The organism is Pseudomonas frederiksbergensis, assembly GCF_017114915.1.
Taxonomy (GTDB): domain Bacteria; phylum Pseudomonadota; class Gammaproteobacteria; order Pseudomonadales; family Pseudomonadaceae; genus Aquipseudomonas; species Aquipseudomonas frederiksbergensis_I.
The window spans coordinates 295,121-313,642 of sequence record NZ_JAAUOE010000001.1 but is presented as its reverse complement, the minus strand read 5'-3'; the positions used below and the strand labels follow the sequence as shown (position 1 = coordinate 313,642).

Here is an 18,522-nt window from a genome sequence, read left to right as displayed (position 1 = left end):
TCAAGGAGTTTTCCGTTTCGACTGCGCCGGAAGTGGGGCGAATTATAGACGTCCAGAATCTGCCGTCAACCCTTAATTACGCCTTTCTGGCAGAAGGTATCTTTTTAGCCATTAAACGTGGAATTCGGCGGGTTACAGACGGCAACCTCAACACTAATAACAACGCACCTATAGAGGCATAAACAGCCCACTCCTTCAGATCGGCGCGAACGATCCACAACATATGTAGCAATCCAAGCCCGAGAATCACATAGACCAATCGGTGCAGTTTCTTCCAGCGAGCCCCCAAACGTCGCTGACTATAACGATTGGAAGTGACGGCCAATGCCAGCAAACAGAGAAACCCCAGCGCTCCGACAATGATGTACGGCCGCTTGCGCAACTCGATACCCAGTTGTGACCAATCAAAGCCGAGGATGAACGCCGTATAGCCGCTCAAATGCAAAACCACATAGGCGAAACACCACAACCCCAACTGCCGTCGGACAGCTATCCACCCCGACCAACCGGTGAGCTTCTGCAAAGGCGTCATGCTTAACGTAATGAGCAGCAGGACAAGCGTCCCCAACCCCAGACGATCAACCAGCACCTTTCCTGGATCAGGCCCCAGCACATCCGCCCAGGCTTGATACAACCAAAGCAGCGGCCAAATCGCGGCGGCGATAAAGACACCAATACGCCAGAACAGATATCGCATCAGTAATTCTTCCGCAGATCGAGCCCTGCATATAAAGAAGCGACTTCATCCGAGTAGCCGTTGAACATTTGCGTGTCCCGCACATTGGGCTTGAACAGACCGCTCGGCAAACGTCTTTCCCGTGCCTGCGTCCAGCGCGGGTGGTCGACTGTCGGGTTCACGTTCGCATAAAAGCCATACTCATTCGAGGCAATGCTCTGCCAGGTGGTTTTCGGCTGCTCACTGACCAGGCTGATTCGCACGATGGACTTGATGCTCTTGAAGCCGTATTTCCACGGCACCACCAGACGTAGCGGCGCACCGTTCTGATTGGGCAACTCACGTCCATACATGCCTACAGCGAGAATCGCCAACGGATTCATCGCCTCATCCAGGCGCAGCCCTTCTACATATGGCCAGTCGATCAAGGCGAAGCCAGAACGCTGCCCAGGCATACTCTTGGGATCTTGCAGGGTTTCAAAGCGAATAAATTTGGCTTTGGACGTCGGTTCTACTTCCTTCAGCAAAGCCGAAATTGGAAAACCTATCCACGGAATGACCATCGACCAGGCCTCTACACAGCGAAGACGATAAATACGCTCTTCCAGCTGATAAGGCTTCATGAAGTCTTCCAGCGCATACCGCCCCGGCTTACCCACCTCCCCGTCTACCACCACGCTCCACGGTTCGGTTTTTAGCGCACCGGCGTTGGCCGCAGGATCGCCTTTGTCGGTACCGAACTCATAGAAGTTGTTGTAGTGGGTCGCATCCTTGAAAGGCGTGATTGCTTCATCCTTGACGTTGACCGCCCCCCATTTAGTGGAAGGCAGTTTTTCGGCAAACCAGGACGGCGCCTTGCCGGGCTCGACATCGGCATAACGCGCAACATCGTCGGCACTCGCCCAGCGCGGCAGACTGCTCACAGCCAAACCGGCAACAGCAGCGCCCAATACATTGCGACGAGAAAGGTAGAGAGGTTCAGGCGTGACGTCCGACTCATGACAGTCGGACGCTTTAGAGACTTTGATCAGCATGGCAACTCCGCAGCATTGGAGGACAGATGCACCCATTGACTGCGGAGTATGAGGGAAATTACATCACTCGGATTTTTTGTGCCGACGAAGGCGCAACAGGTACTGCACCGGCCCGGAAGCCGCATAGGCGAGGAAAACCAGCAGCAGGATGCGCGGCGGATCGCTGAACACAACGGCAAACACCAGCACCACCGCCAGGATCGCGACAAAGGGAACGCGCCCCTTCAAGTCCAGCTCCTTGAAGCTGTTGTACTTGATGTTGCTGACCATCAGCATGCCCGCGGCGGCAACCATCAGTGCAACCAGGAACGACATCTTGGAGCCCTGAATGCCGTAATCGCTGAACGCCCAGACAATGCCCGCGACCACACCGGCTGCGGCCGGGCTGGCCAGACCGATGAAGTAGCGTTTGTCGGCGGTGCCGACCTGCGTGTTGAAACGCGCCAGACGCAACGCCGCACCCGCCACATAGACGAAGGCGACCATCCAGCCGACCTTGCCCATATCACCCAAAGCCCAGCCGAATGCCAGCAAAGCTGGTGCGACACCAAAGGCGACCATGTCCGACAACGAGTCGTACTCGGCACCGAAGGCGCTTTGGGTATTGGTCATGCGAGCAACGCGACCGTCGAGGCCGTCGAGCACCATGGCGACGAAAATCGCAATCGCGGCAAACGCAAAATACTTACTCGCACCGATCGAGTCACCGGCACTCAAGGCACTCTGGGCGCTCATCGAATTGATGATGGAATAGAACCCTGCGAAGAGATTCGCAGTGGTGAACAGATTCGGCAGAAGATAGATACCACGATGCCGGACTTTACGACCTTCAGCGTCATGCCCTTCTTCGATGTGCTCATCGATGGGCAAAAGGCTTTCGGCGTCAGAAGCCTGCTTTGGCTCTTCGGGACGTTCGCTCATGGACATTACCTTGCAACGGGGTGGAAAGTTTCGACAGGTGTCTGGGACGACGATTCGACCGCAAACGATGCAGCTTTATACCAGAACCGGCGGATCCAAACGAAAAAACGCGGCCTAGGCCGCGTTTTCCGTACAAGCTCGTGACTTAGTTCTTGGCTTTGTCGACGATCTTGTTGGCACCGATCCACGGCATCATGGAGCGCAGTTGCTCACCGATGATTTCGATACCGTGAGCGGCGTTGTTACGACGCTTGGCGGTCATCGAAGGATAGCCGGTAGCGCCTTCGCTGATGAACATCTTGGCGTATTCGCCGTCCTGAATACGTTTCAGGGCGTTGCGCATGGCCTGACGGGATTCGGCGTTGATCACTTCCGGGCCGGTCACGTACTCGCCGTATTCGGCGTTGTTGGAGATCGAGTAGTTCATGTTGGCGATGCCGCCTTCGTACATGAGGTCAACGATCAGTTTCAGTTCGTGCAGGCATTCGAAGTAGGCCATTTCCGGCGCGTAGCCAGCTTCAACCAGGGTTTCGAAACCGGCTTTCACCAGCTCAACGGTACCGCCGCACAGAACGGCTTGTTCGCCGAACAGGTCGGTTTCGGTCTCGTCCTTGAAGGTGGTTTCGATGATGCCGGTACGACCGCCGCCAACGCCGGCAGCGTAGGACAGTGCAACATTTTTAGCGTTGCCCGAAGCATCCTGGTAGATCGCGATCAGGTCAGGGATACCGCCGCCTTTGACGAACTCGGAACGCACGGTGTGACCCGGAGCTTTCGGCGCGATCATGATCACGTCGAGGTCAGCGCGCGGAACAACCTGGTTGTAGTGGATCGCGAAGCCGTGGGAAAAGGCCAGAGTGGCGCCTTTCTTGATGTTCGGCTCGATTTCGTTCTTGTACAGGGAGGACTGGAACTCGTCCGGGGTCAGGATCATGACCAGGTCGGCAGCGGCAACGGCTGCAGCAACGTCAGTCACTTTCAGGCCGTGGGCTTCAGCTTTGGCAACGGTGGCCGAACCTTTACGCAGGCCAACGGTAACGTCAACGCCGGAGTCTTTCAGGTTGCACGCTTGAGCGTGGCCTTGGGAGCCGTAACCAATGATGGCAACTTTCTTGCCCTGGATGATCGACAGGTCGCAGTCTTTATCGTAGAAAACTTTCATGAATTTCCCCTTTATATCTGGCCCTTCAGGCCATTCGCTAATTTGGTTTAGATGCTCAGTACTTTGTCGCCGCGGGCAATCCCGGTGACGCCACTGCGTACAGTTTCCAGGATCGAGGCAGTGCCGATCGATTGAATGAAGCTGTCGAGCTTGTCGCTGGTACCGGTCAATTGAACGGTATATACGCTGGCGCTGACATCAACGATCTGCCCACGATAAATATCGGTGGTGCGCTTGATCTCGGCGCGCTGGGCGCCGGTGGCCTTGACCTTGACCAGCATCAGTTCGCGCTCGATGTGAGCACTTTCCGACAGGTCGACCAGTTTGACCACTTCGATCAACTTGTTCAGGTTCTTGGTGATCTGCTCGATGATTTCATCGTGGCCGACAGTGGTCAGCGTCAGACGCGACAAGGTCGGGTCTTCGGTTGGCGCCACGGTCAGGCTTTCGATGTTGTAGTTGCGCTGTGAGAACAGGCCGACTACACGAGACAGTGCGCCCGGTTCGTTTTCCAGAAGCAAGGAAATAATGTGCCGCATGATTAAGTACGCTCCGTCTTGCTCAACCACATATCGCGCATGGAGCCGTCTTTGATCTGCATCGGGTAGACGTGCTCGCTGGTATCGACCTGGATATCGAGGAACACCAGGCGATCCNCTGCATCGGGTAGACGTGCTCGCTGGTATCGACCTGGATATCGAGGAACACCAGGCGATCCTTCATGGCGAAGGCTTCTTCCAGCTTCGGCTTCAAATCCTTCAGATCAGTGATGCGGATGCCCACGTGACCATAGGCCTCGGCCAGCTTGACGAAGTCAGGCAGCGATTCCATATAGGAGTGCGAGTGACGGCTACCGTAACTCATGTCCTGCCACTGGCGAACCATGCCCAGTACGCCGTTGTTCAGGTTGACGATCTTCACCGGCAAACCGTATTGCAGGCAGGTCGACAACTCCTGAATGTTCATCTGGATACTGCCCTCGCCCGTTACGCAGGCGACATCAGAATCCGGGAAGCTCAACTTGACGCCCATGGCCGCCGGGAAACCGAAGCCCATGGTGCCCAGGCCACCGGAGTTGATCCAGCGGTTGGGCTTGTTGAACTTGTAGTACTGCGCCGCGAACATCTGGTGCTGACCCACGTCGGAGGTCACAAAGGCGTCGCCCTTGGTCACTTCGCACAGGGTTTCGATCACAGTCTGTGGCTTGATGATGCTGCCGTCGCCCTTGTCATAAGGGAACAGGCCGCGGTCACCGCGCCACTCATCGACTTGCTTCCACCAGCTGGCAACGGAGTCCTTGTTCGGGGTCTCGCCGATTTCCTTGAGGATCGCGACCATTTCGGTCAGGACGCTCTCAACCGGACCGACAATAGGCACGTCTGCCTTGATGGTCTTGGAGATCGAAGCCGGGTCGATGTCGATGTGAATGATCTTGGCATTCGGGCAGAACTTGGCCGGGCCGTTGATCACGCGATCGTCGAAGCGCGCGCCCACTGCAAGGATCACATCGGCATGGTGCATCGCCAGGTTGGCGGTGTAGCTGCCGTGCATGCCGAGCATGCCGATGAACTGACGGTCGGTGCCAGGGTAGGCACCCAGGCCCATCAGGGTATTGGTCACTGGCAGGTTGAGCATCTTCGCCAGTTCGGTCAGCGGCGCGGAGCCGCCACCGAGGATCACGCCGCCGCCCGAATACAACACAGGGCGCTTGGCCGCCAGAAGCATTTCTGCCGCTTTGCGGATTTGCCCGGAGTGACCGCGAACGGCCGGGCTGTAGGAACGCAGCTTGGCTTTTTTCGGGAAGATGTATTCGAACTTCTCGGCCGGGTTGGTCATGTCTTTCGGGATATCGACAACGACTGGACCAGGACGACCGGATTGCGCCAGGTAGAACGCTTTCTTCATGACTTCCGGGATTTCCGACGCGTGCTTGATCATGAAGCTGTGCTTCACGATCGGCCGGGAGATACCGATCATGTCGGTTTCCTGGAATGCATCGGTGCCCACCATGGTGCTAGGCACCTGGCCGGAAATGATCACCATCGGAATGGAGTCCATGTAGGCCGTGGCAATACCGGTGATGGCGTTGGTTGCACCCGGACCGGAAGTCACCAGTACCACGCCGGCTTTACCGGTGGCACGGGCATAGCCGTCGGCCATATGGGTCGCAGCCTGCTCGTGACGAACCAGGATGTGGGTCACTTCCGGTTCTTTGAACAGGGCATCATAGACATGAAGAAGAGCACCACCCGGGTACCCGTAGATATATTTGACGCCTTCGTCACGCAAAAAGCGGACGAGCATCTCACCGCCAGATAAAAGCTCCACGTTGTTCACCTCTAAAACGCCAGAATACCGCCCACATACAAGAGGACGGGTCTTAATAGGTTTACTTCTCGGCAGAGCATGAGCGACGGTGGTCGCCGACTACGTCAGCACTGACTGAGCAAGTATTGGGATCGTCCCAAGTGTTGCGGGCCTTTCCCACCCAGCGCGAGGTAACGCGTTGCGGGTGTAACAGGTCGGCGCGGATGTGCGCCTCATGATCTGCCGAGTGGGTCTGCTTCTGGCAGTCCCTCTACAGCGGACTTTGGATTCTTCTGTTTCGCCCTGCGCAAGTCAAGCCGTCAATGTGCTTTATTGAACTAAGCACATGAGAAAGCAAGAAAAAACCGCTAAACAGCAACTGTGTTAGCTTCAATTGCGCAACCCACGACAAGGAAATGGCATGCGAACGTTCATCTTCACCGCCAGCTTGCTGATCAGCCTGAGCCCTTTGTGCATGGCGGGGCAGATCTATAAATGGGTCGATGCCCAGGGCATCACCCATTTCGATGCGCAGCCGCCCCAAGGCCGGGAGGCCACCGTCATGGTCACGCCCTCCCCACCCGTCGGCAAACCGGGCGCTCTACCGCGCAGCAACGTCATAGGCGATCAACAGGCCATCGATAACAAAGTGAAAAAGCAGGTCGCCGAGCAGCAGGCCCAGCTAAAAGTGTTCTGCGAGCAGGCCCGGACGAACCTGGCTCAACTGCAGAACAATCCGCGATTACGGGAGGAAGTCGATGGCGAGACGCGCCGCCTGACCGACCAACAACGTCAGGAGCGCATCATCGAAGCACAGAAACAGATTGCGAAAAACTGCCAGTAAGCACCTACAACGGATCGGGGTCAGCGAGAGGCAGTGATCATCTGGTCGAACTCTTTGAGCAAGGCCTGGAGCTGCCGATCCTTGCCCTGGACGTTGCGACCGGCGAAGACCATTTCGGCCATTTCCTGGATTCCCGATGCATTGGGCAATGGCAGATCCTGCTCCAGGATCGACTTCATCCTTGGCAGGAAGATCCATTGCAGCCACTGCTCGAAATCCAGCGTATCCACCGAGAACGGCTCGACGCTGGAAAGCGCATCGGCGGACGGCGGCACTACATCCCACCAGCCCTGAACGCGCAGTTCGCGCTCGATCAACAGCAACTGCTCGGCAATCTTCGGAAAACGAGTATCCATCACAGCGAAACCTTGGCCTTCTGACGAGCCAACGCGGCACCGGCCGAGTCACCCTGCTTCTCACGGGCCTGGGCGATCAATTCCCACAGGCTGGCCTGAAGATCCGGACGACCATTGGCGAACGTCAGACCACGACGGGCAAACTGTTCGGCCTGTGCCGCATCGCCTTGAGCCATACGCACCTGGGCCAGGCGATAAAGCACCTGCGGCTCACGCGGCGCAACGCGCTGGGCGCGTTCAAGGCTGGAAGATGCGCCATTAAGGTCGCCACTGGCCTGTTGCTGCTGGGCGGTGGTCAACAATGCCAGGACCGGACCGTCCAGTTGCTCATCGGCAGACAGGCCGCCGGAGTTCACCGAGGGAATCCCGCTTGGCGTCGACGGCATACTGTAGCTGCCCTGATTGATCGGTGCCGACTGGACCGGCGAGGTATTGATCGGCCCCGGAGTGATCGGGCCTGGGGTAATCGGCGAAGTGCTGATCGGCGCCGAAGAAACAGCGCCCCCACCCGGAATCATCACCACGACGCCAGAGTCACCTTGCGGGATCGCCTGAGTCTGGGCTTGTACAGGACGTTTCACCGTCGACTGCCGGAAACCGCCATTCGCCGAAATCCGTTCGCTGTTGGAGACGGCGGTGCCGGAATCCACAACCGGGATCGAACCACGCTGTACGGTGGAGCAACCGCTGAGCAAAGCCACGGCAGTCACCGCTGGAATCAACCACTTGTTCACTTCAAATCCTCTTTGCTTAATTCATCCAGCCCTTGACCCAATCCATCACCGATTCAGCAGGGCTTTCGCCACCGCAAGCTGGACCGGGAGGCGGTTCGCTGCCGCGAATATACGGCATCTGCACTGCGCCTGGGCAGCTGCCTTCGGAACCTTGCCCGGTACGCGAATCGACCCAGGCCTGAACAATGTTGTCCGGTTGCGGCATGTCCAGCGGTAGCGGATCGGCCTTGCGCATGAAACTGGTCCAGACCTGCAGCGCACCGGTGGCACCGGTGAACGGCGTCTTGCCGTTATCATCGCGCCCCAGCCAGACCACGGCCAGCAGATCCTGACTGAAACCGGCGAACCAACTGTCCCGCGAATCGTTACTGGTCCCGGTCTTGCCGGCCAGGGTCAGGGTTTTCGGCAGCACGTTATAAACCGAACTGCCGGTACCTTCACGCATGACGCGCTGCATGGCGTTCTGGATCAGGTAAATGGACGCCGGATCGAATTGCTGCTGAATCTGGAATGGATAACGTTTGAGCGGCTCGCCCTCGGCAGTCAGCACGCTACGAATCCCGCGCATCGGCGTATTGAACCCGCCATTGGCCAGCGTCTGGTACATGGTCGCCACTTCGATCGGGGTCATGCCGCCAGCACCGAGCAACATCGACGGGAACGCCGGAAATTCGCGGCTTACACCCAGACGCGCGAGTGTCTTGAGTACATTCGGCACACCAACGGCCAGACCCAGACGGGCTGTGGACAAGTTGTAGGAATGGGCCAATCCTTGATACAGGAACACCGTGCCGTGGGAACGGCGATCATAGTTCTGCGGTTTCCAGACCTGACCGTCCGCGCCTTTGACCGAGAAGTAGTCGTCTGACAGCCAACTGGTCAGCGTGTACTGGCTCGGCTTCTCAAGGGCTGTCAGATAAACCGCCGGCTTGATCAACGAGCCGATCGGTCGCACCGCGTCCAGCGCCCGGTTGAAACCGGCAAAACTCGCCTGACGGCTGCCGATCATGGCCTGGACTTCACCGGTTTCCGGGTTGGTCACGACCATCGCCGCTTCCACGTCATCGGAACCCTTGCGACCCGAAAGACGTTTGAACGTGTCATTGACCGAGGCTTCGGCTTTCATCTGCAGGATCGGGTCGAAACTGGTGAAGATCCGCAGCCCCTCTTCGGTCAAGTCTTCGTCGCGGTAGTCTTCGCGCAACTGACGCTTGACCAGATCGAGGAAACCCGGGAACGAGCTGTCGGCCAGCTTGCCGCGAGTGGTCACACCCAGTGGCATTTTCTTCGCCGCCTCAACCTGCTCGGCGCTGGCAACGCCTTGTTCCTTGAGAACATCGAGTACCAGATTACGACGTTCAAGCGCCCGCTCCGGATTGCGACGCGGGTTGTAATAGGACGGCCCCTTGACCATGCCCACCAGCATGGCGACCTGATGCAGTTTCAATTCGGACAACGGCTGCCCGAAGAAGAACTGACTGGCCAGACCGAAACCGTGTACCGCCCGCTGGCCATCCTGGCCGACGAACACTTCGTTGAGGTAAGCCTCAAGGATTTCCTGTTTGTCGTAATGCAGCTCCAGCAACATCGCCATCATGGCTTCAGTGAGCTTACGGGTCAGGCTGCGCTCGCTGGTCAGGTAGAAGTTCTTGACCAACTGCTGTGTCAGCGTACTGCCGCCCTGGGTCATCTTGCCGCCCGAGGTGTTGACGTAGATAGCTCGGGCAATCGACTTGGGTGACACGCCCCAGTGGCTGTAGAAATCGCGGTCTTCCACGGCAACCAGCGTTTCCAGCAGATACGGCGGCACCTGATCGATTTTGATCAGAATGCGATCTTCGAGGTTTTTCGGGTAAATCCCGCCGATCAGCAGCGGCTCCAGCCGCACCACGGAAAGCTTCGCATCGTTGCTCGACGAGAGTTCGGCCACGTAGTCGCCGGAGAAACGCACGCGCACGGGCTGAGGCTTCTCCAGGCCTTCATAGAACTGGAAGCCCCGGGTATTCAAGTCGACGGTGTTGCCGTTGACCGCCGCAGCGCCAGGGCCATTGCTCACGCTTTCGCGACGGTAACCCAAGGCATCGAGTTCGATGAGGAAGTCGTCCTTGCTGAGCTTTTGTCCGACGAACAGCTCAAGCGGGCGCGCGTACACCTTGGCCGGGATGGTCCAGCGCTTGCCGGAGAACTTCTCCTGGACCACAGCGTCGAGGTAAACCGCGAACCCGGCGAGCACCACAAGGCCGACCAGGCTGAGTTTAAGGGCCCAGCCCAGCCAGGGGCGCATGCCCTTGGAAGGTGGTTTTTTAGGGGTGCGGGGGGATCGAGTTCGAGTCATGGCGGCGGATTATACGCACTTTATTCATCCTCAACAGGAGCCCTCTGAGGTTTGCGTCGGGCGGACTTGCGGCCATAATGACGGCCTTGAATTTTCCCCAGACTCTGAAGGATCGCCTGTGAGCCAGTCCCTGATCGCTGCCCTGCAAAACCCGGCCCTCTACCCGCATCCCGTAGAAGGGTTCCAGGTCATCGAGACCCATATTTCCTGGGTGCTGCTCACCGGCCCCTATGCTTATAAAGTGAAGAAGCCGGTAAATTTCGGCTTCCTCGATTTCACCAGCCTTGAGTCACGCGAGCATTTCTGCGGTGAAGAGCTGCGCCTCAACCAGCGCCTGACCCATGACTTGTACCTTGAAGTGTTGCCGATCACCGGCAGCGCCGAGGCGCCACAACTGGGCGGCGACGGGCCTATTGTCGATTACGCCCTGAAAATGCGTCAATTCCCACAAAGCCAGTTGCTCAGCACCCTGCAAGCCAACGGCGAATTGACCACCACGCACATCGACGAGATGGCCGCGCAGATCGCTCAATTCCACCTCAGCGCACCGAAAGTGCCCACCGAACACGAAGCCGGCACGCCGGACAGCGTCATGGCGCCGGTACGGCAAAACTTCGAACAGATCCGTCCGTTCCTCAGCGACAAGGCTGATCTGCTGCAACTCGAGGCACTGCAAGCCTGGGCCGAAAGCAGTTTCGAGCGTCTCAAGCCGCTGTTCGCCCAACGCAAGGCCGACGGTTTCATTCGTGAATGCCACGGTGACATTCACTTGGGCAACGCCACCGTGATCGACGGCAAAGTGGTGATCTTCGACTGCATCGAGTTCAACGAACCGTTCCGCTTCACCGACGTTTACGCCGACACCGGTTTCCTGGCGATGGACCTGGAAGACCGTGGCCTGAAGAGTCTGGCGCGCCGTTTCATAAGCCAGTACCTGGAGCTGACCGGCGACTATCAGGGCCTTGAGCTGCTGAATTTCTATAAAGCCTACCGCGCACTGGTTCGCGCCAAGGTCAGCCTGTTCAGCATGCCGGCCGAGGCCGATCCGGTGCAGCGCGCCACCACCCTGCGTCAATATCGCAACTACGCCAACCTGGCGGAAAGCTACAGCACCATTCCTTCGCGCTTCCTGGCGATTACCCACGGTGTTTCCGCCGTTGGCAAAAGTCACGTGGCCATGCGTCTGGTCGAGGCCCTCGGCGCCATTCGCCTGCGTTCCGATGTCGAGCGCAAACGCATGTTCGGTGAGCAGACCGTACCGAACGACCTGCAGGCCGGTATCTATAGCGCCGACGCGAGCGTCGCCACCTATGCCCGCCTACATGAAGTTGCCGCTGTGATTCTGCGTGCCGGCTTCCCGGTGGTAATCGATGCCACTTATCTCAAGCGCGACCAACGCGACGGCGCGGCAAAAATCGCCGAGGCCACCGGTGCGCCGTTCCTGATCCTCGATTGCGATGCACCGCAAGCGGTGATCGAGAGCTGGTTGAAGCAACGTCAGGCGGACAACAACGATCCGTCCGACGCTAACCTGTCCGTTATCGCCGCTCAGCAAGCCAGCCGCGAGGCCCTGACGCCAGCAGAAATTCTGTGCAGCAAACGCGTCCAGACCAATGAAAGTGGCACCCTCGACACCGTCGTGGCGCAAATTCGCCAACGTCTGCCAGGCCTGTAAGAAACTATTTCAACCGTGAAGCCCTCGCCGGCTTCACGGCTGTCAAATAGTGGCACTATACTGGCGCCATAAAACCATCAGGTGATGTGACATGAGCCAGCCGAAACTTCTCGACACCCCGCTTTATGCCTTGCTGCACAAAGACGACATCACAGGCTTTAACAACGAACGCCCGAAAGATGGACCTATCGACATGGTCGGTGGTGACTTTCGCGGTCTTGATCTGCGTGAGCTGAACGCCGACGGCGTCGACTTCACCGATGCCTATTTCCGCTCCGCCGACTTGCGCGGCATCGATTTTCGCAACGCTTCCCTGGAAGGCGCGAGCCTGGCCCACGCGCAGATCTCCGGCGCCTACTTCCCACCGGAGCTGAGTGCCGACGAGATTCTGATGTCGATGAATTTCGGAACCCGTCTGCGTTATCGCACCCGCTAAAAAGCGACGTTTTACCAAACAAATCCAGCGCTGCGCGTTGCGCTGGATTCTGTACCTTTCTTGCCCGAATTTGTCTCTCATCACCTGTTTCCTGCTGCATTCGCAGACTTTTATTCAGTCCCTCGCCCGCCGGTCTTAGAAGCTTTTAGGTCGAAACCGACCAAACAATCACGCTTTTCCTACTGATGGCTACACTGCTGAGAGGCTCGCCCACGCACCGTTCGGCTGTCGCAAGGAGGCTTGATGAATGATGAACTGCAACACCTGAAGAATCTTGGCAAGACGTCGGCGCAATGGCTGCATGCCGTGGGCATCCACAGTGCCTCGGACTTGCGTCGACTGGGAGCTGTGGATGCTTATCGGGCCGTGCGCACGCGCGGTTTTCGGGCGTCCAAGGTGTTGTTGTATGCAATCGAAGGCGCATTGATGGATGTTCACTGGAACGACATTCCCGCCGAGCGCAAGGAAGCTTTGAACCAACAGCTGGACGCCATTTCGTCTCGCCACAAAAATTGAGCAGGTAATCCCACTCGTACGCACAGCTTTAAACCCAATGATTACGAGGCTTTCCGGCAAAGGAATGGCGTAATTCACGGAAATGGGAAATCAATGGTTGACTCGGTAATGAGAATCGCTATGATTATCACAACTGGTCGCGAGACTGGTCGATATTCTGAAAAGCCCTTGGTTCGGACTCTCAGATTATCTCCTCATCAGGCTAATCACGGTTATTTGACCCGGCTCTTGCCGGGTCTTTTTTTTTGCCTGTGGAAAACTCCTCAGGTTTACTGACCTGACTGCTTGCCGAACTGCTTACGCATTTGCGCGCAGTAATCCTGCGGCGGCATGGCAGCCGTATACCAGACATAATCGGCCATGGCTGGCGTGACCTCAGCACCTTGCTCTGCCAGCATCAATACCGTTGGCGCCTCGTGCTCACTTAAATCCTGCACATGGATCGGCACCCCGACATCCTTGCGTGCGTGGTATGCGCCGGCAAACAGCAGTGAAGGCGTCGGTGCAGCCAGTAATCGCCCGGCCATCCGCCGGTCACGTTGCTGCTGAGCGGCCAGCATCGCGGGCATTTGCGATGTGGGCAGCAAGCCACAATGGGAATCACTGATTTGTGCCAGCAACGTCTCCTTGACCATCGGGGCGTTGGAGCGCGAACCGCTCAATGTCGGCGATTTGGCATAGACAGTACGGATTTCAAGCGTATCCAGATTGGCCGCCAGCAACGGGTACGGCTGAGTCAGGGCAAAACGGACAATCGGCTCGTACAGATTCCAGTCCCAACCTGGTTGCCAGGACAATGCGCCGGACAAATCTGTCGGCAGCGCTGAAGCATGCCGAACCTCATCGACGCGCCGTTGTTGATCCGGCGCAAGCATTTCCAGCAGCAGACTGCCTTGGGGCCGTCGCTCACCCAGTGCCTGCAATAACCACAATTGCAGCTGATGGTGATCACGATTGTCGTGCTGCTCGCCGACGATCAGCCGCGAAGGTTCAGCCAACCGTGCAAGCAGCTCCTGCGCCGTCAAGGTCTGACCATTGCGCAGATCCCGGATCTCACCGCTGACCGGCGGCGGTACCGACACATGCTGGCAGGCACTCAGAAATAGCACAGCCAGAAGAACCATCACGCGTGTTTTCATCCCTAAAACACCTCAGCGGGCGATGATCAACGGATGCCCACGCTCCGGGTGCGATTGCACCAACACTTCCAGTCCGAACACGGCCTTGAGCGGTTCGGGACGCAATACCTGTTCCGGTGTGTCCAGCGCCACGGGACGCCCACCTTCGAGCAGTAACAAGCGATCACAATAACGCGCCGCCAGGTTCAGATCATGCAGGATCACCAGCACCGCCGCACCGCGATCGGCGAACTCGCGCACGGCTTGCAGAGTCGTGTGCTGATGCAGCGGGTCGAGCATCGAAGTCGGCTCATCGAGCAGCAGCGTTTGCCCCGCCGCCCCCGGCCAGAGCTGCGCCAGCACCCGGGCCAGATGCACCCGCTGACGCTCGCCGCCGGATAACGCCAGATAACTGCGACCGCTCAAGTGCCCCGCATCGGCCGCGCGCAGCGCGGCAGCGACGATCTCGTCATCCCGGACCCGGCCGCTTTGATAAGGCAGACGGCCCATGCCGACCACCTCCTCGACGCGAAAGGCAAAGTCCAGGGTCGACACCTGTGGCAACACCGCCAAACGCTGGGCACGCTGCCCTCTGGGCCATTGACTCAACTCACGCTCATCGAGCCAGACACTGCCTTGGTCCGCCTGAAATTCACCGCACAGGGCACCGAGCAATGTGCTTTTTCCGGCACCGTTGGGGCCCAGCACGCCGAGGACTTCGCCCGGTTTAAGCGCAAGAGTGATGTCTGTGAGAACAATCTTTCGACCGCGCCGGATTTGCAGGTTCTGCGTTCGCAACATCAGGCACGCCCTCTGAGCAGTAAATACAGAAAGAACGGAGCGCCGATGAAGGCCGTGACAATCCCGATCGGCAACTCGGCCGGCGTCAGGGCCAGCCGCGCCACCAGATCGGCCAACAATAAAAGACTGGCCCCCGCCAACACCGATGCCGGAAGCAGCACCCGATGATCGGGGCCGGCCAGCAGTCGCACCAGATGCGGCACCACCAGGCCGACAAACCCGATCATCCCCGCCGCCGCCACTGCCGCACCGACACCCAGCGCCGTACAGAACACCAACTCGCGCTTGAGGCTCTCGACATCAATGCCCAGGTGACCGGCCTCCGATTCCCCCAGCAATAATGCATTCAAGGCCTTGGCCCGACGCGGCAACCACAGCGCCACGCCAGTGCTCACCAGCAGTAATGGCCAGAGTCGCGAATAACTGGCGCCGTTGAGGCTGCCCAGGTTCCAGAACGTCAGGGTGCGCAGGGTCGCGTCGTCCGCCAGATAGGTGAATAGCCCTACCGTCGAACCAGCCAGAGCAGTCAGTGCAATGCCGGCCAGCAGCATGGTGGCGACGTTGGTCTGGCCATTGCGCCGACCTAACCGATAAACCAGCGCCGTCACACCCAACCCGCCGAGAAACGCGCACACCGACAACAGATAGGGCCCGAAAGATTCAGGCAAACCGCCGAACACCGAGCCACCGACAATCGCGATGGCCGCGCCCAAGGCGGCGCCGCTGGACACCCCCACCAATCCCGGATCGGCCAGAGGATTGCGAAACAACCCCTGCATTGCCACACCGGACAGCGCCAGTACGCCGCCCACCGCCAAGCCCAGCAAGGTGCGCGGCAGGCGGATTTGCCCCAGAATCAGCTCAGCCTGCTCCAGCCCGTCAGGCGCGATTGGCAAACCCATCAGCCGCAGTGCCGCGCGCAATGTATCGAACAGGGGCAGACTTACCGGCCCCAGCGCCAGCGACAGCCAGATCGCCAGCAGACACAGCAGGCTCAGGCCAATGAATAACGCACGGGGTTTAACCAGAAAGGTCATTGGCCGGTCGTACCGGGATAGACCCCATAGAACGCAACAACGCGGGTACTCAGGCGCATAAACAGCTTCCTTTAACGGTTTTCCCGGGCATCGAGATGACAGGCCAAGTATCCTCCGCATCCGGCAATCGCCCTGCGGGTGAGCGGCCATTTGATAATTGCTTGCATTTGAACGTCAAGCTCGGACATATCGGGTCACGAGCCGCAGGATTTGAGGATAGACATGAAGCTTCTTTGCGCAGGCGCCGAATTGGCTGACGCCAGCAGTCGCGGTTTCGACGTCGACGGTCAGAAACTCCTGGCCGTGCGCCGGGGCGGTCGGGTCTACGTGTATGAAAATCGCTGCCCGCACCGTGGCGTCGGACTGGAATGGCAGCCCGACCAGTTTCTCGACCCCAGCAACAGCCTGATCCAGTGCGCGACCCATGGCGCACTGTTTCTGATCGAAGACGGCGAATGCGTCGCCGGCCCTTGCGCGGGGCAATCCCTGACCACCATCCCCTGCCGCGAAGACGAGCAAGGGATCTGGGTCACGCTCTAAAGCAGCACCTCCAGCCGCCGATCGACCTCCATTTCTTCATGGGTCAAGCGCACGCCATACGCCAGCACCTCGACCCCGCACGCCACCGCCTCGCGCAACGCAGCCGCATAGGCCGAATCGATTTCTTCGGCAGGACGTACGGCGTCGATCCCTGTCAGGTTCACGCAATACAACTGCACCGCGCGAATCCCGTCCCGGGCCAAATGCGCCAACTCCCGCAAATGCTTGGCCCCGCGCTGGGTCACCGCGTCAGGAAATGCTGCCACCGCCGAGCCATCGAAGCCCAGGGTGACGCTTTTGACTTCCACATACGCCGGCCCGCTCGGGTAATCGAGACGAAAATCGATGCGGCTGCTTTCCTGACCGTAGGCCACTTCGCGCTTGAGTTCGGTAAAGCCGTTCAGCTCGGTGATGACATTGGCCCGCAGCGCCTCTTCAATCAAGCCGTTGGCGCGCCCGGTATTCACGCAGAACAACCGCCCCTGTGGCGTTTCGCCAACCTCCCAGGTGCCGGGCAACTTGCGCTTGGGGTCGGTGGAGCGGCTAAACCAGACTTGCCCGCCTTCGACCTGACAATTAAGCATCGAGCCGGTGTTCGGGCAGTGAATGGTCAGCAACTCGCCGCCCACGGTTTCGATATCGGCGAGAAAACGTTTGTAACGACGAATCAGGCGACCTTCTTCGAGGGGAGGATGAAAGCGCATCAGCCTTGCCAGCTCTTCAAGCCGCGAGCGATCCGTTCGACCGCTTCTTGCAAGCGCGGAAGACTTTGGGTGTAGGCAAACCGCACATGATGCCCGGCCTGATGGCGCCCGAAGTCCAGGCCCGGCGTGATCGCAACGTGCTCGGTTTCGAGGAAGTGGCGACAGAACGCGAAGGCATCGCCGCCGAACTTGCTGATATCGGCGTATAAATAGAACGCGCCCTCCGGCTCTACGGCGATACCGAAGCCCAACTCCCGCAGGGCCGGCAGCAGGAAATCCCGACGTCGACCGAACTCGGCGCGACGCTCCTCGAAAATGTCGATGGTGGCGGGGTCGAAGCAGGCCAGTGCGGCGTGCTGGGCCATGCTCGGCGCACTGATATAGAGGTTCTGGGCGAGCTTCTCCAGTTCACCGACCGCCGCTTCAGGCGCCACCAGCCAACCGAGGCGCCAGCCGGTCATGCCGAAATACTTGGAAAAACTATTGAGGACGAAGGCGCTGTCGTCGACTTCCAGCACGCTGGCCGCCTCGGTGCCATAAGTCAGGCCATGGTAGATCTCATCGACCACCAAATGACCGTGGCGGGCCTTGATCGCTGCAGACAACCCGGCCAGTTCGTCGCGGGTCAGGATGGTTCCGGTGGGGTTGGCCGGCGATGCCACCAGGGCGCCGACGCTGTCGTGATCCCAGTGACGCGCGACCAGGTCCGGCGTCAACTGATAACGCACATCCGGGCCCACCGGCACCAGTTGTGCCGCGCCTTCCACCAATCGCAGGAAGTGCCGGTTGCACGGGTAACCGGGGTCTGCCAGCAGCCAGTGCTTGCCCGGGTCCACCAGCAAGGCACTGGCCAGCAGCAACGCGCCGGAACCGCCGGGCGTGATGAGGATGCGCTGCGGATCGATGTTCAGCCCGTAACGCTGTCGATAAAAGCCCGAAATGGCCTCGCGCAGCTCGGGAATGCCGCGGGCGGCGGTGTAACGGGTCTTCCCCGCCGTCAGCGCGGCCTGGCCGGCCTGGATGATCGGCTCGGCGGTGGTGAAGTCCGGCTCGCCGATTTCCAGGTGAATCACGTCGTGACCGGCCGCTTGCAGCTCGTTGGCCCGCGCCAGCAGGGCCATGACGTGGAACGGTTCGATCGCGCGACTGCGCGCACTGTAGGACAGAGCCATTAGCCTTCCTTACAACGGGAAAAGAGTCGATTCTACCCAAGCGCAGGAACGAGCGAGAACCTAAAGCAGTCAGAGCCCGTATGACACTGGTCTGAAACGGTTCAAGCGTATGTCTCAGGTTTGGCTAAAATCAATAATTGATCAGGCCTCCCTT

Annotated in this window: 18 protein-coding genes and 1 pseudogene; 5 read left to right on the top strand and 14 right to left on the bottom strand. The window is 58.9% G+C overall.

The annotated features are described in order from the left end of the window. Window positions 1-76 precede the first annotated feature (76 nt). The 6 genes and pseudogenes from msrQ to HCU66_RS01525 form a co-directional block, all read right to left on the bottom strand. Window positions 77-697 (bottom strand): protein-methionine-sulfoxide reductase heme-binding subunit MsrQ, encoded by a 621-nt coding sequence (gene msrQ / locus HCU66_RS01550; protein WP_205886699.1) that lies wholly within the window; start codon window positions 695-697, stop codon window positions 77-79. Continuing rightward, window positions 697-1,710, bottom strand: a complete 1,014-nt coding sequence (gene msrP / locus HCU66_RS01545) for a protein-methionine-sulfoxide reductase catalytic subunit MsrP (RefSeq protein ID WP_205886698.1) — start codon at window positions 1,708-1,710, stop codon at window positions 697-699. Before msrP ends, msrQ begins: the two co-directional genes overlap by 1 nt. A gap of 63 nt (window positions 1,711-1,773) precedes the next feature. Next, window positions 1,774-2,631: a CDP-diacylglycerol--serine O-phosphatidyltransferase gene (pssA, locus tag HCU66_RS01540; protein WP_205886697.1), complete on the bottom strand. Its 858-nt coding sequence runs from the start codon at window positions 2,629-2,631 to the stop codon at window positions 1,774-1,776. 145 nt (window positions 2,632-2,776) lie between these two features. Continuing rightward, window positions 2,777-3,793 carry a ketol-acid reductoisomerase gene (gene ilvC, locus HCU66_RS01535; protein ID WP_205886696.1) on the bottom strand — a complete coding sequence of 339 codons (1,017 nt, stop codon included), beginning with the start codon at window positions 3,791-3,793 and terminating at the stop codon, window positions 2,777-2,779. Between the two features lie 47 nt (window positions 3,794-3,840). After that, a complete protein-coding gene (gene ilvN / locus HCU66_RS01530; protein WP_003205610.1) occupies window positions 3,841-4,332 on the bottom strand; it encodes an acetolactate synthase small subunit in 492 nt (163 codons plus the stop codon). Window positions 4,333-4,334: 2 nt separating this feature from the next. Then, a pseudogene (locus tag HCU66_RS01525) lies at window positions 4,335-6,121 on the bottom strand (acetolactate synthase 3 large subunit). A gap of 400 nt (window positions 6,122-6,521) precedes the next feature. Between HCU66_RS01525 and HCU66_RS01520 the strand changes: the two are divergent. Beyond that, a complete protein-coding gene (locus HCU66_RS01520; RefSeq protein ID WP_205886695.1) occupies window positions 6,522-6,944 on the top strand; it encodes a DUF4124 domain-containing protein in 423 nt (140 codons plus the stop codon). A 20-nt stretch (window positions 6,945-6,964) separates the two neighbouring features. Here the strand turns inward: HCU66_RS01520 and HCU66_RS01515 are convergent, their stop codons facing one another. Genes HCU66_RS01515 through mrcB form a run of 3 tightly spaced genes read right to left on the bottom strand, consistent with a single transcriptional unit; the run spans window position 6,965 to window position 10,369 of the window. Next, window positions 6,965-7,300: a YqcC family protein gene (locus HCU66_RS01515; RefSeq protein WP_205886694.1), complete on the bottom strand. Its 336-nt coding sequence runs from the start codon at window positions 7,298-7,300 to the stop codon at window positions 6,965-6,967. Further along, window positions 7,300-8,034: a tetratricopeptide repeat protein gene (locus tag HCU66_RS01510; protein ID WP_205886693.1), complete on the bottom strand. Its 735-nt coding sequence runs from the start codon at window positions 8,032-8,034 to the stop codon at window positions 7,300-7,302. Before HCU66_RS01510 ends, HCU66_RS01515 begins: the two co-directional genes overlap by 1 nt. 16 nt (window positions 8,035-8,050) lie before the next feature. Beyond that, window positions 8,051-10,369: a penicillin-binding protein 1B gene (mrcB, locus tag HCU66_RS01505; protein WP_205886692.1), complete on the bottom strand. Its 2,319-nt coding sequence runs from the start codon at window positions 10,367-10,369 to the stop codon at window positions 8,051-8,053. Window positions 10,370-10,487: 118 nt separating this feature from the next. Between mrcB and HCU66_RS01500 the strand changes: the two genes are divergently transcribed. The 3 genes from HCU66_RS01500 to HCU66_RS01490 all read left to right on the top strand — a co-directional run bounded on the left by HCU66_RS01500 (window position 10,488) and on the right by HCU66_RS01490 (window position 12,996). Continuing rightward, complete coding sequence (locus HCU66_RS01500) at window positions 10,488-12,044, top strand: AAA family ATPase (RefSeq protein ID WP_205886691.1); 1,557 nt, start codon at window positions 10,488-10,490, stop codon at window positions 12,042-12,044. A gap of 91 nt (window positions 12,045-12,135) precedes the next feature. Beyond that, window positions 12,136-12,480 (top strand): pentapeptide repeat-containing protein, encoded by a 345-nt coding sequence (locus HCU66_RS01495; protein WP_008015079.1) that lies wholly within the window; start codon window positions 12,136-12,138, stop codon window positions 12,478-12,480. Between the two features lie 243 nt (window positions 12,481-12,723). Further along, on the top strand, window positions 12,724-12,996 hold the full coding sequence (locus HCU66_RS01490) for a TfoX/Sxy family protein (protein ID WP_205886690.1): 273 nt from the start codon (window positions 12,724-12,726) through the stop codon (window positions 12,994-12,996). A 269-nt stretch (window positions 12,997-13,265) separates the two neighbouring features. On the opposite strand, the gene HCU66_RS01485 is transcribed toward HCU66_RS01490, so the two are convergent. From HCU66_RS01485 to HCU66_RS01475, 3 genes are read right to left on the bottom strand one after another with little or no spacing between them, the layout of a single operon-like run. Beyond that, window positions 13,266-14,135: a ChaN family lipoprotein gene (locus HCU66_RS01485; protein ID WP_205886689.1), complete on the bottom strand. Its 870-nt coding sequence runs from the start codon at window positions 14,133-14,135 to the stop codon at window positions 13,266-13,268. Window positions 14,136-14,147: 12 nt separating this feature from the next. After that, window positions 14,148-14,915, bottom strand: a complete 768-nt coding sequence (locus HCU66_RS01480; RefSeq protein ID WP_205886688.1) for a heme ABC transporter ATP-binding protein — start codon at window positions 14,913-14,915, stop codon at window positions 14,148-14,150. Next, a complete protein-coding gene (locus HCU66_RS01475) occupies window positions 14,915-15,898 on the bottom strand; it encodes a FecCD family ABC transporter permease (RefSeq protein WP_205886706.1) in 984 nt (327 codons plus the stop codon). The genes HCU66_RS01480 and HCU66_RS01475 overlap by 1 nt, the downstream gene beginning before the upstream one ends. Before the next feature lie 276 nt (window positions 15,899-16,174). Here HCU66_RS01475 and HCU66_RS01470 point away from each other — a divergent pair, with 276 nt between their 5' ends. After that, complete coding sequence (locus HCU66_RS01470) at window positions 16,175-16,492, top strand: Rieske (2Fe-2S) protein (RefSeq protein ID WP_205886687.1); 318 nt, start codon at window positions 16,175-16,177, stop codon at window positions 16,490-16,492. Here the strand turns inward: HCU66_RS01470 and sfsA are convergent. Further along, window positions 16,489-17,196, bottom strand: a complete 708-nt coding sequence (gene sfsA, locus HCU66_RS01465; RefSeq protein WP_205886686.1) for a DNA/RNA nuclease SfsA — start codon at window positions 17,194-17,196, stop codon at window positions 16,489-16,491. The two genes, HCU66_RS01470 and sfsA, sit on opposite strands and share 4 nt — an antisense overlap. Next, window positions 17,196-18,368 (bottom strand): pyridoxal phosphate-dependent aminotransferase, encoded by a 1,173-nt coding sequence (locus HCU66_RS01460; RefSeq protein WP_205886685.1) that lies wholly within the window; start codon window positions 18,366-18,368, stop codon window positions 17,196-17,198. The genes sfsA and HCU66_RS01460 overlap by 1 nt, the downstream gene beginning before the upstream one ends. Between the last annotated feature and the right edge of the window lie 154 nt (window positions 18,369-18,522).

What these genes read in the sequence shown, in the direction of transcription:
- ilvC (WP_205886696.1), bottom strand. Translation starts at nt 3,793, where the DNA reads ATGAAAGTTTTCTACGATAAAGACTGCGACCTGTCGATCATCCAGGGC.
- HCU66_RS01485 (WP_205886689.1), bottom strand. Translation starts at nt 14,135, where the DNA reads ATGAAAACACGCGTGATGGTTCTTCTGGCTGTGCTATTTCTGAGTGCC.
- msrQ (WP_205886699.1), bottom strand. Translation starts at nt 697, where the DNA reads ATGCGATATCTGTTCTGGCGTATTGGTGTCTTTATCGCCGCCGCGATT.
- HCU66_RS01520 (WP_205886695.1), top strand. Translation starts at nt 6,522, where the DNA reads ATGCGAACGTTCATCTTCACCGCCAGCTTGCTGATCAGCCTGAGCCCT.
- HCU66_RS01490 (WP_205886690.1), top strand. Translation starts at nt 12,724, where the DNA reads ATGAATGATGAACTGCAACACCTGAAGAATCTTGGCAAGACGTCGGCG.
- msrP (WP_205886698.1), bottom strand. Translation starts at nt 1,710, where the DNA reads ATGCTGATCAAAGTCTCTAAAGCGTCCGACTGTCATGAGTCGGACGTC.
- HCU66_RS01460 (WP_205886685.1), bottom strand. Translation starts at nt 18,368, where the DNA reads ATGGCTCTGTCCTACAGTGCGCGCAGTCGCGCGATCGAACCGTTCCAC.
- pssA (WP_205886697.1), bottom strand. Translation starts at nt 2,631, where the DNA reads ATGAGCGAACGTCCCGAAGAGCCAAAGCAGGCTTCTGACGCCGAAAGC.
- HCU66_RS01470 (WP_205886687.1), top strand. Translation starts at nt 16,175, where the DNA reads ATGAAGCTTCTTTGCGCAGGCGCCGAATTGGCTGACGCCAGCAGTCGC.
- mrcB (WP_205886692.1), bottom strand. Translation starts at nt 10,369, where the DNA reads ATGACTCGAACTCGATCCCCCCGCACCCCTAAAAAACCACCTTCCAAG.
- HCU66_RS01495 (WP_008015079.1), top strand. Translation starts at nt 12,136, where the DNA reads ATGAGCCAGCCGAAACTTCTCGACACCCCGCTTTATGCCTTGCTGCAC.
- sfsA (WP_205886686.1), bottom strand. Translation starts at nt 17,196, where the DNA reads ATGCGCTTTCATCCTCCCCTCGAAGAAGGTCGCCTGATTCGTCGTTAC.
- HCU66_RS01480 (WP_205886688.1), bottom strand. Translation starts at nt 14,915, where the DNA reads ATGTTGCGAACGCAGAACCTGCAAATCCGGCGCGGTCGAAAGATTGTT.
- HCU66_RS01515 (WP_205886694.1), bottom strand. Translation starts at nt 7,300, where the DNA reads ATGGATACTCGTTTTCCGAAGATTGCCGAGCAGTTGCTGTTGATCGAG.
- ilvN (WP_003205610.1), bottom strand. Translation starts at nt 4,332, where the DNA reads ATGCGGCACATTATTTCCTTGCTTCTGGAAAACGAACCGGGCGCACTG.